Raw genomic sequence first — 16,367 nt, 5'->3', positions numbered from 1 at the left:
GTTCTCTAACCTTAAATATCCTCTAAATTCATCCAATGTTCACCTGCTTGCGGCAGAAATCGCGAAAATTATTTACGGCGATAAAAAACTCCCTCATCATGATCACCCAGAGATAATGGCCGCGCGGTGTCAAATGAAGATAGGGAGGAAAATAACGAAAAGCCCTGACCATTTCAAAGGCGGCTATTTCCTTCCACATAGTTTTTAGAAATTTTCCGTCGTATTTTTTCTGCATGGCCGAGATATCCAGTTTTGTGCTGAATAATTTCATTAAAAAATCATAACTCATCTGATCATGAAGATCAAACTTGCGGGAAGCCTGCAGAGGTAGTTTCCCTTTTTCCAGGGAAGCGATATATCTCTCAATATCAAAAGTATTGGAATAACAGGTTCCGTGCAGATAACCGATGGCGCCGCTGCCCAGGCCCGCGTATTCTTCAAATTCAACAACGTATTCATCAATCAGAGATTCTTTGCGGGAAAAGCACCAGGCCGAAGAAAAATCATAATTTTTTTCCAGATGCCTGACTATCAATTTATATAATTTTTCTTCACCGCTGAAATTGACCTCCCCCATGGTTTCTTTCATCACACTTTGAGTCATGGCGGAAATCATTAGGGGATAGAAGGTGGTTTGTTCTATGTTTAGCTTGAGCAGAATTGCCAAATCCTCTTCGAGCATATCAGCTGTTTGCCCGGGGAAATTAAAAATCATGTCAGCGTTTAAAGTGTGAAAAAAGCCCTGAGTGTTTTTTAACCTCCCGGCGATTACTTTACCGGATCCGTATTTTTCGTAACGCCCGATTTTTTTCAGCATTTCATCGTTGAACGTTTGAACGCCTACGGAGAGTCTTTTGACCTTACTTTTTTGTAGAATTTTAATATTTTCTGAAGTTAAATGGTTGGGATTTGTTTCCACAGATATATCTTTGATCGGAAAAAGTTCCCGCACCAGATTAAGCGTTTCAGCCAGTTCATCGATCATTACTGTCGGTGTGCCGCCGCCTACATAAATGCCTTCAAATTTATAGCCTTTTTCATGATAAATTTTAATTTCCCGGCGCAGAGCTTGAAAATATCTTTTTGTCAGTGGTTCATTAAAAGTTATGCGATGAAAGGAGCAATAAGGACAAAGCTCTTCACAAAAAGGGACGTGTATGTAAAGGAGTCGCTGTTTTTCGTCATTGCAAGACGGCAACTCCGGCAGATTTCCTTCTTCAAACTTTAAGGAACGGGCGAATTCACGTTTGGCTATTTTGGTAACTATTTGATTAATCAACTATCAATCCTAATTATTTAATTTAGTGCATATAATAACATTTCGATTTGAAGTTGCTGATCCGGCATACGCCGGACAGGCTCCACCAACAATGTTAACCAAAGAAAGCGAAAAGTTATTATTGTTTAACAAAAGATATATATATATTGCAAGCTACAATTACTTGAAATAACGCAGAATAGGTGATAAATGGCACAAAAATAATTTTTCGGTGCAGTTTTATGTCCACAAAAAGAGTTTTAACATTATGGAATGATGAAGGAGAAAACAAAGCGGATATCTCTGTCCTGAGAAAAAAATCTGTGGAATTGCCTGCTCCTTTGGATAAAGCATCACGGGAAATAATTCAGACATTAATAGATGCTTTTATGGAAAGAGATGATGCCGTAGGACTTGCTGCTCCGCAAATAGGCATTAATAAAAGATTAATAGTGTTCCGCGCTAAAGGTTCTGAGGAAGGGCAGAAAAAAATAAAAGATATCAAAGATATAGAAGTGCTGGTTAATCCGCGGATTACTCAAACGCACGGCGAAAAGGTACCCGGGGTTGAGGGCTGTCTGTCATGTCCGGATGTTCAGGTTGAAATAAGCCGCTTTCCGGAAATTAAGGTTCGTGCTTTAGATGCCAAAGGAGAAAAAATTAACAAAAGATATCTGGATTACATTGCCCGTGTTATCCAACATGAAATTGATCATCTTGATGGCAGACTGATTGTTGATTACGGGGACATTTATTACCCCAAAAGCAAGCAACTATTTTTTGAAAAACTATTTAAAGATTAGTGACACTCGCTGAAAGTGAGCGAAGCGAAGCTTGTCTCTGCCACCTGAAGGTGGCGGGATAATTCGCTCTAAGATTTTCCGATCATAACGTTTCGGAAAATCAAGACTCATTAAAGCGTTAGGGGAATCCCGACGTCGTCGGGACTTAGCAGAGTGGGATAATGATACTCGCTTGTCCGCATTACGGTTTTGCAGTGCCGGGAAATAATGCTTTCAAAAAGAGTTATTTCTTTTTGGCGGTATGTTTGATTCTCATGGTTTTGTCTCTTATTTTAAAATATGGGGTGAAATGAAAATGAAAAAGACACCGTTATATGAAAAGCACGTTGCTCTTAATGCTAAAATAATTGATTTTGGCGGCTGGGCCATGCCTGTGCAATATACCAATGTTATCGATGAGCATAGAGCAACAAGAGGTTTTGCCGGTCTGTTTGATATCTGCCACATGGGAGAGATTGAAGTTAAAGGTCCGCAGGCTCTTGATCTTTTACAACTGGTTTTAACCAGAAATCTGGCAGATCAAACCGTCGGGCAGGTTAAACTATCAGCTTTGCTTAATGAAGAAGGCGGCATTATTGACGATCTGACCGTGTATAAAATGGCAAAAGATTCCTACATGCTGGTCACCAATGCAACGCCCAAAGATCGTGACTGGCAATGGATAAAATCTATTCAACAGGCCAAAAAATTTGATTGCAGTTTAAAAGATCTCAGCGATGCGACGGGCAAACTTGATTTGCAGGGACCACGCTCCGAAGAAATTTTACAGAAACTGACAGAAGCTGATCTGAAAACTCTGCGTTTTTATCATTTTTGCGAATCTCGTGTTACAGGATTTCCGGCAATTATTTCGCGCAGCGGCTATACAGGCGAAGACGGCTTTGAGATTTATGCTGCCGCTGATGTCATCAATAATATATGGGATAGTTTTATGCATGCGGGTGAGCATTTGGGTCTGAAACCGGCAGGGCTGGGCGCTAGAGACACACTGCGGTTGGAAGCAGGCATGATGCTCAACGGTCAGGATATGGATGAATCGGTAAGCCCGATGGAAGTCCCTTATAGCTGGATCGTCGATGTGAACAAAGAATTTATAGGGAAAACGGCAGTTTTAGCCAAAAAAAATTCAGGTAAGGGTAAAAAACTGGTTGGCATAGAGATGACTGGACGTGGAATTGCCCGGCATGGCTACAAAGTTCTTCATGGCGGTAAAGAAATAGGCGTTGTAACGTCCGGGACATTTTCGCCAACGTTAAACAAAGCAATCGGTATGGCGTTCATCGATATTGATTCCGGTGCGCCGGATACGCAAGTAGAGATTGCTATTCGCGATACGATGGTACCGGCAAGGATAGTTAAATTACCTTTCTATAAAAGATCAAAATAATATTAAGGAGGGACAATATGTCCAAACCAAATCCTCAGGACAGAGTTTATTCCCGTGATCATGAATGGGCAAAGGATAACGGCGACGGAACTGTAGTCGTCGGTATTACCGATTACGCTCAGGAAATGCTCACGGACATTGTTTTTGTTGAACTGCCCCCTAAAGGCAAAAAAGTGGCTAAAGGCGAGCCGGTAGCGGTTGTAGAATCCGTGAAGTCTGTATCCGATGTTTATTCACCTGTTAGCGGTGAGGTTATTGATGTAAATACAAGGCTGGAAGAAACTCCGGAAATTGTCAACCAGGATGCATTTGGTGAAGGCTGGATTGTCAAAATGCGCCTCTCCGATGCTGGCGAACTTAAAACACTGCTTAGCGCGGCTGATTACGAACAAATGCTGAAAGAGGAAAAACACTAAAGAAAGAAAAGGTAGATATGGATTACTGTCCTCATACTCCAGATGATATAAAACAAATGCAGGCGGCAATAGGTGTTGCCAATATTGAAGAACTTTTTGCCGACATTCCGGAAAAATTCAGAATAAAACAAATACCGGACATACCTCAAGCGCTATCCGAGCTTGAAACCATGTCTGTAATGAGCGAGCTTGCCGTAAAAAATAAGCTGCCACGATTTACTTTAACAGGTGCGGGAGCCTACCATCATTTCATTCCGGCGGTTGTCGGACACATTGTCGGACGCGCTGAATTTTATACCGCCTATACTCCGTATCAGGCCGAAATCAGTCAGGGCATTCTTCAGGCGATTTACGAATATCAGACCATGATTGCCCATCTTACCGGCACCGAAATAGCCAATGCATCCATGTATGACGGGGCTTCCGCTATGGCCGAAGCCGCAGTACTCTGCGCGAAAATGTCCGGTAGAAATAAAATTATAATTGCCCGTTCGGTGCATCCCGAATACAGACAGGTGGTTAAAACATACTCCTGGGCTAACGGATATAAGGTTGTTGAAATACCGTATACACCATCCGGCCAGATTGATTTAGACGTTCTACAGAAGAATCTCGATGATCAGGTTGCCGCGGTTTTGGTGCAAAGTCCCAATTTCTTCGGCGTCATCGAAGATATTGCTTCTGTTGCAGATTACGCACATAAAAAAGGAGCATTATTAGTGGCCGGTTTTACCGACGGTACTTCGCTGGGAGTTCTGCGGCCTGCGGGAGAGGTAGGAGCGGATTTTGTCGTAGGGGAAGGCCAGAGTTTCGGCAATCCTTTGAATTACGGCGGACCTTATCTGGGCGTCTTCGCTGCCAAAGAAAAATTCATGCGCCGCATACCCGGAAGACTTGTCGGCGCAACGGTGGATAAAAACGGCAAGCGAGGTTTTGTCCTGACGTTACAAACCCGCGAACAGCATATCCGCCGGGAAAAAGCCACATCCAACATTTGTTCCAACGAAGCGCTCTGCGCGCTGGCCGCAGGCGTGTACCTTGCCGCTCTGGGCAAGAATCTTAAAAAACTTGCTGAGCTCAATATCTATAAAACGCAATATTTAAAGAATAAACTCTTAGAACTTTCCGGTTGGAAAGAAGTATTCCCCGCGCCTGTTTATAACGAATTTGTTCTGCGTTGTCCGGATTCCAAAAAGGTAAACAAAAAATTGAAAAAAGAAGGCATCATTGGCGGCTACGAGTTGCAAAAAGATTATCCGGAATTGAAAAATGCGTTACTTTTTTGCGCCACAGAAATGATTTCGAAAGAGGATATAGATAAAGTTGTGGCCATCCTCAAGTAGCAGTTGGCACCTTTAATTCCTCGCCCCTGGTGGGAGAGGTTAGATGAAGGGGCATAACAAAAGAAATAAAAAAATGTCATACCGGCGAATCCGGCATGCGCCGGAGTAGACGGCCCAAAGTCCGGCGAATGCCGGAGGTATCCAGAAATGTTTTCCCGCCCCTGGAGGGCGGGAATTAAAGGGCGGGGGATTTGATTAATAATTTTCACCCTCCTTTTAATTTCCTCCCCTCAAGGGAGGAAAAACAAAAAAATGACAAAGAGGTAATCATGGAATTAATATTTGAAATAAGTAAATCGGGGCGCAGCACAGCGGATATTCCCGCCAGTGATGTGCCCGCTGTCAATGTTGAACATACAATCGGCAGTAAGTATCTGCGCGATGAACTTGATTTGCCTGAAGTTGCCGAAATTGATTTAATCCGGCATTATACCAATTTATCACGGCGTAATTTCGGTGTTGATCTTGGATTTTATCCTCTTGGCTCCTGCACGATGAAATATAATCCCAAAGTTAACGAGCATGTCGCACTACTTTCCGGCTTTACCGGACTGCATCCCTATGTTGATGAAGAATCTGCTCAGGGGAATCTGCAACTGATGTATGAAATGCAAAAATATTTGTGCGACATTTTCGGCATGGCGGAATTCACTCTTCAGCCTGCGGCTGGAGCTCACGGCGAACTTACCGGCGTAATGATGATTAAAAAATATTTTGAGAGAAAAGGCCAGAAACGCCGGATTGTTCTGATTCCCGATGCCGCTCACGGAACCAATCCGGCATCCAGTGCTCTTTGCGGATTTGAAGTGATGGAACTTCGTTCCAACAGCGAAGGCGGCGTGGATATTGAACATCTTCAATCATTGATGACGGAGGATGTAGCGGCTTTGATGCTAACCAACCCCAATACGCTGGGATTGTTCGAGCGCAATATCGAAAAAGTGGCCGCCATTGTTCATGGAAAAGGAGGTCTGCTCTACGGCGACGGCGCCAATGCCAACGCCTTCATGGGTAAAACAAGACCGGGTGATTTGGGCTTCGATGTTATTCAACTTAATCTGCATAAAACCTTTTCCACGCCGCACGGCGGAGGTGGTCCGGGTAGCGGCCCGGTAGGTGTTGGTAAAGAGCTTGTTGATTTTCTGCCTGTGCCGCGCGTTGTTAAAAAAGATGATAAATATAAATGGTCGGAAAAATTTCCCGATACCATCGGCCGTGTCCGTTCATTTTACGGAAATTTCAATGTGATTGTGAAAGCCTACACCTATATTCGCTCTTTGGGTGCTGAAGGTCTGAAGCATGCCACCGAAATGGCTGTGCTCAACGCCAACTACATCAAGGAAAAACTGAAACCATATTTTGATTTGCCTTATGATCGAATCTGCATGCACGAATGTGTTTTTTCCGGTAATAGACAGGTTGCCCAAAGCGGAGTGCACACATCTGATATTGCCAAGAAACTGATTGATTATGGTTATCATCCACCGACAATTTACTTTCCGCTCATTGTGCATGAAGCCATTATGATCGAACCCACCGAAACGGAAAGCAAAGAGACTCTGGATACTTTCTGTAACGCCATGATTGCCATAGCCCAAGAAGCTAAAGAGAATCCTGAAGGCGTAAAAAATGCGCCGGTGACAACGCCGGTCAGCCGGCTTGATGAAGTGCTGGCTGCCCGCAAACCGGACGTCTGTTGGAAAAGATCATAAGTGTCGTTACAACTTCTATGCATTGTAGCAATACGCATATCTCCTCTCCCTTGAGGGGAGAGGTCGGGTGAGGGTGGAGAAAAAATTATCCCCCCCCCTCAATCCCCTCCCACCGGTGGAGGGGAGGTACAAAGGGTACTTTTATGAACGAACGTCAGAGTGCCAAACAAATCCTCCGCAAACCTTCCTGGTTAAAAGTCCGTCCACCTTATTCCAATGAATGCCGCAATATAAAATCAACTCTGGCCGGGCTGCAACTGCACACCGTTTGTCAGGAAGCGGCCTGTCCCAATATGTCCGAATGCTTTGCCTGTGGCACGGCAACATTTTTGATCATGGGGAATATCTGTACGCGCGATTGCCTTTACTGTAATGTTGAACACGGTAGGCCTGAAGCAATTGACGAGAACGAAGTTAATAATCTGATAGATGCTGTAAGAAAAATGAAACTGGAATATGTTGTGATTACCTCCGTTACCCGTGATGACTTGCCGGATGGTGGGGCGCAGGTCTTTTCTGATTATGTCAAAAGATTGCGGGAAAAATTTCCAGCCTGCAAGGTAGAGGTTTTGATTCCTGATTTTCAAGGGAATTCTACGGCGCTGGAAAAAGTAATTGCCGCTAGGCCGGATGTCATTAATCACAACATGGAAGTTGTCAAACAGATGTTCACGAAATTGCGGCCGCAGGGCAATTATGATGTTTCTCTGGCGGTGCTAAAAAAAATAAGTTCTTCTTCCGTTATTTCCAAAACAGGTTTTATGATAGGATTTGGCGAGCGCCGTGAAGATATTCTGCGACTGATTGATGATCTGGCATCGGTGTCCTGCGCGCGCCTGACTATCGGGCAGTATCAGCAGCCGACTCTGATACATTGGCCGGTTGCTAAATATTATCACCCGGACGAGTTTGCCGAGTTCAAAGAAATCGCTTATCAGCAGGGCTTTCAATACGTGGAAGCCGGGCCGCTGGTACGCAGTTCCTATCACGCGGCGAAAGCAAGATGAAATTGGAAAATCGTAAGGAGATTGGAATAATGAAAAGATCAGTAACTATTATTATTCTAATGGTAATCATATGGTTTGCATTTTCATCTTCTGCTTATGCCTGGCTTTATTATAGTAAACCGGAATTCCGCGGTAGTGTGATTGATGCGCAGACAAAGCAACCGATAGAAGGCGCTGTTGTTGTGGTTCTATATTATAAATACGAATTCAACTGGCCGGGCGGTGGCAGTTCTGTGCCCATGAATGCGAAAGAAACATTAACGGATAATAAAGGCGAGTTTTATTTTCCCCCCTATAAAACCATGATCAGTCCTTTATCAGGAGGAAGCTACGCCGACTTCATTATCTTTAAACCGGGATATAAAGCTATTGATAATCTTAACGGATTACCAATAAACATATCCTGTGAAAAATACTTTGCTATAGAGAAAGACATGATCGGAAAAGAAGGCGAAGTTAAATACGTTGAAAGGGATACTCTGTATTCATACAAAGGCCCGCTGGGGCTTGTAGAGTTGGAGAAGGCACTAACGAGGAAAGAAAGACTAGACACAATGCCATCTCCGCCAACTAATTACACTTCAAAAGAAGTACCAATATTAATAAAAATACTAAATGAAGAAGATAAAAATCTTGGATTGAAGGGGGAATATAAATGACTATTCGAGCAAATAATATTCTCGGGAAATTCGGGGGACAGTATACTTGATTAAGAAGAAAAATACTGGATTGCCGGTTCAAGTCCGACAATGAAGATAATTTATTCGTCCCTCCCTTGAGGGGAGGGATTTAGGGAGGGTGAAAAGTGAAAAAATACCCCTCCCCTTAGTCCCCTCCCACAGGTGGAGGGGAAAAAAGTAGAGAGGTGTATTGATGTCTGAAAAATATGATTTGATAATTATTGGCGGAGGGCCGGGCGGACTTACCGCGGCCGAAATTGCCGCGTCAAAGAAAAAACGCGTCCTCATTATCGAAAAAGAAGGTTGGGGAGGAACGTGCACGCATAGAGGCTGCATTCCGACCAAGGCACTGCTTTCTTGCAGCAAGTATTACGCGGATTTGAAAAAACTCAAAAGAATGGGAATCAATATAGCCGATGCTTCCGTTGATTTTCCCGCTGTCAAGAAACATCAGCAGCAGATTGTGAAAGTGTCCGCTCTCGGTGCGCAAAAAGTTCTTACTGAAGCAGGGGTGGAAACTAAACAGGGTATTGGCGAAATTATTTCTTCCGGTGAAGTGCGTTTTACAGATTCATCAGGCAAAAGTGAGATATTCTCGGCTCAGAATATCATCATTGCCTGGGGCTCCGTGCCGCAGGTTCTTGCCGGAATCAATCTCTCCGAAAAAGTTATGACATCGGACGGCATTTTGAATTTAAATATACTGCCATCGAGCATCATCATTGTCGGCGGCAGTGTGATCGGCGTGGAATTCGCCACTTTCTTTGCCGAACTGGGATCAAAGGTGACCATAGTTGAAATATTGGACAGAATCATTCCTTTGGAAGATCAGGAATGTGCTGATCTGCTTAAACAGGAATTGACCCGTCTGGGCGTTGCCATTAACACCTCGACAAAATTGGAGAGCCTGAAAGATACGGGCAGTGGAGTTGTAATGCAGGCCCAAAAAGATGGCAAACAATTGGAGATAAGCGCCGACTATGCCCTTCTTTGCACGGGCAGAAAACCGTTGTTGAATACGGAGGAGTTAGAAAAGCTGGGCATTGAATATACAAAAGCAGGGATCAAGGTTGATGCAAAAATGATGACGAATATCGCTGGTATCTACGCGGTGGGTGACATTACCGGTGGTATGATGCTGGCGCACCGGGCGGCACAGCAGGCGAAAGTCGCCGCCGGACGTATCTGTGGAGACAGCAACTTTAGCTATAACGAAAACCTCATACCTTCCGTTGTTTACAGCCATCCGCAAATTGCGCGCATAGGCTATACACAAAAGCGAGCCGAAGATGAAGATCTCTCCATAGAAGTCGTTAAATCTCAATACAGCGCTAACATTATTGCCCGGGCGGAATTGATGGGGCAGGGATTTGTCAAAGCTATTTTCCATCAGGATAAACTTATCGGCGCGACAATCGTCGGTGAAGGCGCCGCGGATTTGATTGCGCCTCTGACTCTGGCCGTGTCGAATGAGATGACTAAAAAGCAATTGCGTAATTGGGTAATTGCGCATCCGACGCTGAGTGAGATATTTGCACCGTTAATAACAACTAATTAATTTATATCATTGACTTACCTGATTAATTTCCCTATATTGTCAATAAATTTGAGGTGGTGCTTGTGGGGAAAAAGGAAGTCATTAAAATTATTCGAAGCAATAAATATGAATTGGAATTACTTTATGGGGTTCAGAGGCTCGGTCTGTTTGGTTCTTACGTCAAAGATAAACAAAGTAAGAAAAGTGATATAGATATTCTCGTTAAATTTAAGCATGACATTGACCTTTTCGATTTTATAGATCTTCGTGAATATCTTGAAAAACAATTAAACGCCAAAGTGGATTTGGTGATGGAATCAGCACTCAAGCCTAACCTGGGGAAACGCATCCTAGCAGAGGTTGAATATGTTTAAAAACAGAGATATATCTGATTATATAGATGATATATTAACTGCTATATCCGATATTGAAGCATTCACAAAAAATATGTCTTACAGGACATTTTCAAAAGATAAAAAAACCATCAATGCAGTTATCCGAAGTCTTGAAGTTCTGGGGGAGGCAACAAAACGAATCCCTAAACCTGTTCGTCAAAAATATCCTGAGATACCGTGGAATAAAATGGCTGGTATGCGGGATGTTCTTATCCATGATTATATGGGCGTTGATTTGAAAACCGTCTGGAAAGTCACTCAAGAACGTTTGCGAGAACTAAAGCCATTACTTGAAGACTTTCGCACCATGATAAGGAAATCAGGATAAGATGTTAAGGTGATGAAATATTGAATTGCTAATTTAAATTTCAAATTGCGTAAATCAAATCAATCTAGTTTTCTTTATTGTTGTAAATAATGAAATTAATAAATTATAAATCCGTGGAACCTACTCATTTTAACAATGATGCGGCCAAGGACATTGCTGGCCGTGTAGTTGCGGGTAAGGCTGACGGTGCAAATAATTTCTGCATGAGGATTTTTGAAATCGCACCGGGAGGGCATACGCCGAAACACGCTCATCCATGGGAACACGAAATGTTTATTCACTCAGGCATTGGAGAAATTTACGGCAACGGCAAATGGAATCCAATAGGGCAGGGCAATGTTGTTTTCATGCCGCCTGACGAAGAACATCAGGTTAGAAATACCGGCAAAGAGCTTTTGATTCTGGCATGCCTTGTACCATCTGCTGCCCCGGAATTATAAGGCAAAGCAATATTCGAAAATTCCAGCAGCAACATTATCGATTACTTGATCAAAAATATCTTGACAGTGTAATGATATTGTCGTACCATATTCCGTACGATAAGGGGGTAAAGAATATGACAACATTATCTGCGTCGGAAGCCAGAAAACGTTTATATAATCTGGTAGATGAAGTAAAGGATACTCATCTGCCGGTACAAATTATCGGTAAAAGAAATTCTGCTGTTCTTATATCGGAAGATGACTGGCGGGCCATAGAGGAAACTTTGTATCTCACAGCGATACCTGGCATGCGGGAATCCATTAAGAAAGGTCTCAAAACACCGGTTGATAAATGTGATAAGGAACTCAAATGGTAAGCTGGCGTCTTGTGTTCACCAAACAAGCTCAAAAGGATGCCAGGAAATTAGCAAACTCCGGCCTCAAACCACAGGCCAGCCGCATATTAAATATTCTGCGTAAAGATCCATATCAAAATCCACCATCATATGAGAAGCTCGTTGGTGATCTTAGCGGCGCTTATTCGAGGCGAATCAATATTCAGCATCGCTTAGTTTACCAAATACTTGATGATATCAAAACAGTGAAAGTTATCCGCATGTGGACACACTATGAATAATCAGGCAAATATTCGGTAGCTAAGCATCATCTCTGCCCCTTCGATAGAGTCTTTGGTTTGAAAATGGACTTACATATTCAGCGGCTTTTTTGCCTGCTAAATAACCGGTGGAGAAAGCGGCCTGCAGATTATAACCGCCGGTATCGGCGTCTATATCCATGACCTCTCCGCAGAAGTATAATCCGTTGACTAGTTTGGAAGCCATTGTGCGCTGATCTATTTCGTCAAGCGAAACACCGCCAGCGGTAACTATGGCTTTTTCGAGTGACAAAGGAGCTTTGATATTAAAACGAAGAGCTTTAAACAGCTCTACAATTTTTCCTCTTTCAGCGGCGGTTATTTGATGAGCCAGTTTTTCTTTATCAATGCCGGTTAATTCAATAAAAGGTTCAATCATCTTTGCGGGCAGATATTCCTTCATAATGCCGCTGATTTTTCTTTTACTGGACTTATCCATGTCCCTCTGCAGGCGCTTATGAAGCTGTTCGCGGGTCAATGCCGGCTTTAGATCAATCAATAAAGACACAGGGCCTTTTTCCAAAGCTTCAACGACAGCCAGACTTATCAGCAAAATGATGGGGCCGCCTAATCCGAAATGAGTGAAGAGCATTTCGCCGAAGCGACTTTCGATTACTGGAGTTCGCGGTGATTTCTTTTCTCCGCGTCCATAGACACAGTCAGGTGTCAGCGTGGAATCAATTGCTGCTGCTTCTCCCTGAAAAGCCGTGGCGCGGACATTGCGTAAGCTCACTCCCTGCATGGATTGAGCAAGTTTCTGCTCGCGGACAATCAAGGGTACCAATGCTGGTTTAAGTTTAACTAAGGTGTGTCCAAGAGCGGTGCTTATTTTATAACCGTCACCGGTAGAACCGGTAGATGGCCATGTGGCGCCGCCTGTCGCCAGAATCGCTGCTTTGCAATGATAGTTTCCGTGTTCTGTCTTAACACCGCTAACGGCATTGTCTTTTATAATGATGCCGTTGACTTTAGTGTTAAGTTTTATCTGAACATTATTTTTGGTTAGGTATTTTTTAAAAACGCGCACGACATCATGAGCATCATCGGAAACAGGAAATATTCTTCCGCCTCGTTCCACCTTGGTGGCCAGGCCGTGGCCATTCAGAAAATCAAGCAACTCCGGACGAAAAAAATTATGGAAAGCGCTGAAAAGAAAACGACCATTGTTGCCGTACATGGAAATAAAATTTTTTAAATCAGCAGAATTGGTTAAGTTGCAGCGCGTTTTGCCACTGACCAGAATTTTTTTGCCGCAACTGTCTGTTTTTTCGATTAATAAAACTTTAGCGCCGCAATCTGCCGCTTTGCCTGCGGCCATAAGACCGGCGGCTCCGCCGCCAACAACAATAATGTCCCAATCCATTTTTTCTTCGGTCATGTATGCATTCCCACGCTTTTTGTGGGCGTAACATGAAAGGATGTGGTCGGTCAATCCCACATAATGTTTTTCATGAAAAAATCGAGAAATTTCTTTGATTTGCCACAAAGGTATGAAATATATTTGATGAATAATTCCCCAATGTGGGGGAATTATTCATCAAATGCCGAATAAAAAAGTAGGTTGATTTTGCAGATAGAAAATAATTGTTAATTATTACAAATACTTATAAATTATTAATTAGTATCGTCCGCTGGCATACTAGTTGCTGTTATATGCAGCCGGAATACTACGGAGGTAGTTCATCGTGAAAAAAGCTTTATACATGTTTGGCTTAGTTCTTGTTTTGTCAACGTTTGCTTTTGCCGGTGATATACCAGTTTCCACTGCTAATGCAGGGCCTGTTAAAACAAGTGTTGTTAAGGCCGCAAAAATGCATGCGACGGGAAAAGTCGTCGAAATTTCCAATGAATCTATTAAGATTGAACGTACCTTAAAAGGTGATGTAGAAGCAATGGAGTTTGCTTTAGAAAAACCATCTACAGGTATCGTCATAAATGATGCGGTGAAAATAGAATATACGGAAAAAGACGGCAAGCTGACAGCATCGAGAGTATCAAAAGTAACTTTTAAGAAAAAAAGATATTAAAACACTTGAAACAAAACCTGTTTCAAGGAAAAGTAGTTGTTGGTAGGAGTCCCTTAATTAAAAGGGGAATATTAAAATTAAATGTAATTTAAGGAGGATTTAAAAGATGAAGCGTTTAGTATTGTTTGTTGTTGCATTGGTTTTCGCATTTTCCATGACCGTTATGGCCGCTGACAAGGCTGCTGTAAAAGCTGCTGATGTAAAGGCTACCGCCGCTGTAAAGGCTGCTGAAGTAAAGGATGAGGCCGCTGTAAAGGCTGCTGAAGTAAAGGATGAGGCCGCTGTAAAGGCTGATGCAAAGAAAGCCAAAGCCGCAAAGAAAGCCAAAAAGAAAGTAAAGAAAGCCGCAAAGAAAGCTGAAGAGAAAGTTGAAGAAGCAGCTCCCGCTGCAAAATAAGTTAGTAGAAAAAATTTATGTACTTTCAAAGAAGGGACAGGTTTTGCCTGTCCCTTCTTTTTTAGTGAGCCAAGCTGAAAACGAATCCCGACGAGTCGGGATGAAGTTTGTCCCTGCCACCTGAAGGTGGCGGGATAATGCGCTCTTAAAATTTTCCGATAACTGCGTTTCGGCGCAGTGCCCTTTAGGGTAAAAATTAAGGCTCATTAAAGCGTAAGGCGAATTATCCCCGAAGCGAAGCGACGTGGGATAATGAGTTCCAAGTTTCATAAGCGTAGCGTAATGCAATGTGTACATCGAATTATTCAATCCCGATATATATGAATTAAAAATTATCCCGCATAGGAGATTGAATACTGTGGTTTACTGCTAGTTAAATATTTATATTTTTGATATAAAAATAGTCTATGTTTAAGAAAATCCTGCAAAATATTATTGATTTTCATGACAGGCTTACTGTCCGGCTAAGATTGATGCTTCTTATTATCATTGGTCTTGCCTTCACCATGGCCATTTGGGGCATTATTCAACTTACGGTTATGGATGGAATATTGGTTGACCAGCAAGTAAAGAGACTGGAGAATGTTGCTGAAACAGTCAGCGCTTTCTATCAGTATTTCCCGACAAAACGTGGTCTCCGAGCTCTTGATTCAGCGCTTAAAGATCATGTGCAGACGGATATACGTCTGGCAAGAATTGATATTTTTGATACCAGTCATAAAGAGGTAGATTACGTGGCCGGCGCAAGCCGTGTCCAATATGAATGGCCTGATAATATGGTTGCGTCCACAGGATATGAAAACAAACTGCGTTACGTTAAAATAGAGACGGAGAATGGTCCCGCGCTGGGCCTGCTTTATCCTGTTTCAGGGGAAACAAAAAGTTCACGTCTGGTTGTGGGAGTTATCGGTTTTTCACGCGCGAATGCCGAAATCATGAATAGCGCCCGGCAATTGCTGATTTTCAGCAGCATCGGATTATTAATTTTCATTCTTCTTGTTTTGGGATTGAGTTATCGCTGGATAATCGACAAACCTCTTAAAGTGATTATTCAAACGATTGATGAATTTCAGAAAGGACAATATATAAACAGGATTCCCGTTGTTCACAGTGATGAATGGGGACAGATATCCAAGCACTTCAACATTATGGCTGATGAAATTCAGGATGTAATGAACAGAAATCTGGAACTCAACAGACATCTGGAAGACCGTGTTCGCGAAGAGACGCTCAATGTTGTTCAACTGCAAAAACAGGTTACTGATTTGAAACAATTAACTGCCCTGGGTCAGTTGACGGCTAACCTGGCTCATGATTTAGGCACGCCGCTTCATTCCATCGGAGGGTTATCCAAACTTCTTTTGGAAAGAGGGGGCTGGCCGCCAGATGTAGCACATAAACTTAATTTGATTGTGCAACAAACTCAACGATTGGACAATGTAATTCAAAATGTGCGCAGAGCCACGCGCCTTCCGGAACCACATTTTGAAGTCTTGACTGTTCAACAAATTTTAAATGAGACATTGCCTCTTGTCGAACCTTTTATGCAAAGAAGCAAAGTAAAAATAACAGTGAATATTGACGAGGAGGTTAAACCTTTATACGTGGATCGTTATCGTATTCAAACCGCATTTATGAATATAATACAAAATGCTTTTGAAGCAATGCCGCAAGGTGGAACAATAAGCATAGCGGTTAAAAATCTTTTCCCTAAAAATTTTGAGTCGATAATCATTACCGATACGGGCGTGGGAATGACACCTGATATGGTGGAGAAGGTATGCGAACCGTTTTTCAGTACAAGACAGGATGAAGGCATGCGCGGATTGGGGTTGGCTATCGTCCGTGACATAATCAAAGTCCATGGCGGCACAATGGAAATAAAAAGTACATCGGGACAGGGTACTTCAGTTATTCTTAATCTTCCGATAGCCCCGCAGGAAAATACTTCTCCAGCATAGGAAGTCATCTTTTTTGTCTCGCAATGATGGCTGATCGTA

The 16,367-nt window shown here is 42.8% G+C and carries 18 protein-coding genes; 16 read left to right on the top strand and 2 right to left on the bottom strand.

The genetic code is table 11. The features are described from left to right. Window positions 1-28 precede the first annotated feature (28 nt). Entirely contained in the window at window positions 29-1,279 is a 1,251-nt protein-coding gene (locus tag CVU62_07290; GenBank protein ID PKN37530.1) for a coproporphyrinogen III oxidase, read from the bottom strand. 182 nt (window positions 1,280-1,461) lie between these two features. Between CVU62_07290 and def the strand changes: the two genes are divergently transcribed. From def to CVU62_07225, 13 genes are all read left to right on the top strand, one after another. After that, a complete protein-coding gene (gene def, locus CVU62_07285) occupies window positions 1,462-2,061 on the top strand; it encodes a peptide deformylase (protein PKN37529.1) in 600 nt (199 codons plus the stop codon). 289 nt (window positions 2,062-2,350) lie between these two features. Beyond that, the gene (gcvT, locus tag CVU62_07280) at window positions 2,351-3,448 is read left to right on the top strand and encodes a glycine cleavage system protein T (protein PKN37528.1); all 1,098 of its coding nucleotides are present in this window, start codon (window positions 2,351-2,353) and stop codon (window positions 3,446-3,448) included. Window positions 3,449-3,465: 17 nt separating this feature from the next. Beyond that, a complete protein-coding gene (gene gcvH / locus CVU62_07275; GenBank protein PKN37527.1) occupies window positions 3,466-3,864 on the top strand; it encodes a glycine cleavage system protein H in 399 nt (132 codons plus the stop codon). Window positions 3,865-3,881: 17 nt separating this feature from the next. Further along, a complete protein-coding gene (locus CVU62_07270; protein ID PKN37526.1) occupies window positions 3,882-5,207 on the top strand; it encodes an aminomethyl-transferring glycine dehydrogenase in 1,326 nt (441 codons plus the stop codon). A gap of 269 nt (window positions 5,208-5,476) precedes the next feature. Further along, entirely contained in the window at window positions 5,477-6,919 is a 1,443-nt protein-coding gene (locus CVU62_07265) for a glycine dehydrogenase (aminomethyl-transferring) (GenBank protein PKN37525.1), read from the top strand. A 143-nt stretch (window positions 6,920-7,062) separates the two neighbouring features. Continuing rightward, the gene (gene lipA, locus CVU62_07260) at window positions 7,063-7,926 is read left to right on the top strand and encodes a lipoyl synthase (protein PKN37524.1); all 864 of its coding nucleotides are present in this window, start codon (window positions 7,063-7,065) and stop codon (window positions 7,924-7,926) included. After that, on the top strand, window positions 7,923-8,585 hold the full coding sequence (locus CVU62_07255; GenBank protein ID PKN37523.1) for a hypothetical protein: 663 nt from the start codon (window positions 7,923-7,925) through the stop codon (window positions 8,583-8,585). Before lipA ends, CVU62_07255 begins: the two co-directional genes overlap by 4 nt. Before the next feature lie 214 nt (window positions 8,586-8,799). Next, window positions 8,800-10,164: a dihydrolipoyl dehydrogenase gene (gene lpdA / locus CVU62_07250; protein PKN37522.1), complete on the top strand. Its 1,365-nt coding sequence runs from the start codon at window positions 8,800-8,802 to the stop codon at window positions 10,162-10,164. A gap of 62 nt (window positions 10,165-10,226) precedes the next feature. Then, window positions 10,227-10,517, top strand: a complete 291-nt coding sequence (locus tag CVU62_07245; GenBank protein PKN37521.1) for a nucleotidyltransferase — start codon at window positions 10,227-10,229, stop codon at window positions 10,515-10,517. Next, on the top strand, window positions 10,510-10,866 hold the full coding sequence (locus CVU62_07240; protein PKN37520.1) for a DUF86 domain-containing protein: 357 nt from the start codon (window positions 10,510-10,512) through the stop codon (window positions 10,864-10,866). Before CVU62_07245 ends, CVU62_07240 begins: the two co-directional genes overlap by 8 nt. A gap of 89 nt (window positions 10,867-10,955) precedes the next feature. Continuing rightward, on the top strand, window positions 10,956-11,306 hold the full coding sequence (locus CVU62_07235) for a cupin domain-containing protein (GenBank protein PKN37519.1): 351 nt from the start codon (window positions 10,956-10,958) through the stop codon (window positions 11,304-11,306). A 116-nt stretch (window positions 11,307-11,422) separates the two neighbouring features. Then, on the top strand, window positions 11,423-11,665 hold the full coding sequence (locus tag CVU62_07230) for a prevent-host-death family protein (protein PKN37518.1): 243 nt from the start codon (window positions 11,423-11,425) through the stop codon (window positions 11,663-11,665). Then, on the top strand, window positions 11,659-11,925 hold the full coding sequence (locus CVU62_07225) for a Txe/YoeB family addiction module toxin (GenBank protein PKN37517.1): 267 nt from the start codon (window positions 11,659-11,661) through the stop codon (window positions 11,923-11,925). The genes CVU62_07230 and CVU62_07225 overlap by 7 nt, the downstream gene beginning before the upstream one ends. 19 nt (window positions 11,926-11,944) lie before the next feature. On the opposite strand, the gene CVU62_07220 is transcribed toward CVU62_07225, so the two are convergent. Further along, on the bottom strand, window positions 11,945-13,321 hold the full coding sequence (locus CVU62_07220; GenBank protein PKN37516.1) for an NAD(P)/FAD-dependent oxidoreductase: 1,377 nt from the start codon (window positions 13,319-13,321) through the stop codon (window positions 11,945-11,947). A gap of 307 nt (window positions 13,322-13,628) precedes the next feature. Here CVU62_07220 and CVU62_07215 point away from each other — a divergent pair, with 307 nt between their 5' ends. From CVU62_07215 to CVU62_07205, 3 genes are all read left to right on the top strand, one after another. Continuing rightward, window positions 13,629-13,970, top strand: coding sequence for a hypothetical protein (locus tag CVU62_07215; protein PKN37515.1), 342 nt, complete (start codon window positions 13,629-13,631; stop codon window positions 13,968-13,970). A 106-nt stretch (window positions 13,971-14,076) separates the two neighbouring features. Further along, on the top strand, window positions 14,077-14,367 hold the full coding sequence (locus CVU62_07210) for a hypothetical protein (protein ID PKN37514.1): 291 nt from the start codon (window positions 14,077-14,079) through the stop codon (window positions 14,365-14,367). Window positions 14,368-14,774: 407 nt separating this feature from the next. Continuing rightward, window positions 14,775-16,328: a hypothetical protein gene (locus tag CVU62_07205; GenBank protein ID PKN37513.1), complete on the top strand. Its 1,554-nt coding sequence runs from the start codon at window positions 14,775-14,777 to the stop codon at window positions 16,326-16,328. The last annotated feature ends 39 nt before the right edge of the window (window positions 16,329-16,367 follow it).

The organism is Deltaproteobacteria bacterium HGW-Deltaproteobacteria-2, from assembly GCA_002840505.1.
In the GTDB taxonomy this organism is placed as follows: domain Bacteria; phylum Desulfobacterota; class Syntrophia; order Syntrophales; family Smithellaceae; genus Smithella.
The sequence above is the reverse complement of the archived record's forward strand: the minus strand, read 5'-3'. Positions and strand labels throughout refer to the sequence as shown.

Bases quoted from the DNA above. Each gene is read 5' to 3' on its own strand.
- gcvT (PKN37528.1), top strand. From the start codon at position 2,351: ATGAAAATGAAAAAGACACCGTTATATGAAAAGCACGTTGCTCTTAAT.
- CVU62_07255 (PKN37523.1), top strand. From the start codon at position 7,923: ATGAAATTGGAAAATCGTAAGGAGATTGGAATAATGAAAAGATCAGTA.
- lipA (PKN37524.1), top strand. From the start codon at position 7,063: ATGAACGAACGTCAGAGTGCCAAACAAATCCTCCGCAAACCTTCCTGG.
- CVU62_07270 (PKN37526.1), top strand. From the start codon at position 3,882: ATGGATTACTGTCCTCATACTCCAGATGATATAAAACAAATGCAGGCG.
- CVU62_07240 (PKN37520.1), top strand. From the start codon at position 10,510: ATGTTTAAAAACAGAGATATATCTGATTATATAGATGATATATTAACT.
- CVU62_07235 (PKN37519.1), top strand. From the start codon at position 10,956: ATGAAATTAATAAATTATAAATCCGTGGAACCTACTCATTTTAACAAT.
- CVU62_07210 (PKN37514.1), top strand. From the start codon at position 14,077: ATGAAGCGTTTAGTATTGTTTGTTGTTGCATTGGTTTTCGCATTTTCC.
- lpdA (PKN37522.1), top strand. From the start codon at position 8,800: ATGTCTGAAAAATATGATTTGATAATTATTGGCGGAGGGCCGGGCGGA.
- CVU62_07230 (PKN37518.1), top strand. From the start codon at position 11,423: ATGACAACATTATCTGCGTCGGAAGCCAGAAAACGTTTATATAATCTG.
- CVU62_07225 (PKN37517.1), top strand. From the start codon at position 11,659: ATGGTAAGCTGGCGTCTTGTGTTCACCAAACAAGCTCAAAAGGATGCC.
- CVU62_07220 (PKN37516.1), bottom strand. From the start codon at position 13,321: ATGACCGAAGAAAAAATGGATTGGGACATTATTGTTGTTGGCGGCGGA.
- gcvH (PKN37527.1), top strand. From the start codon at position 3,466: ATGTCCAAACCAAATCCTCAGGACAGAGTTTATTCCCGTGATCATGAA.
- CVU62_07265 (PKN37525.1), top strand. From the start codon at position 5,477: ATGGAATTAATATTTGAAATAAGTAAATCGGGGCGCAGCACAGCGGAT.
- CVU62_07205 (PKN37513.1), top strand. From the start codon at position 14,775: ATGTTTAAGAAAATCCTGCAAAATATTATTGATTTTCATGACAGGCTT.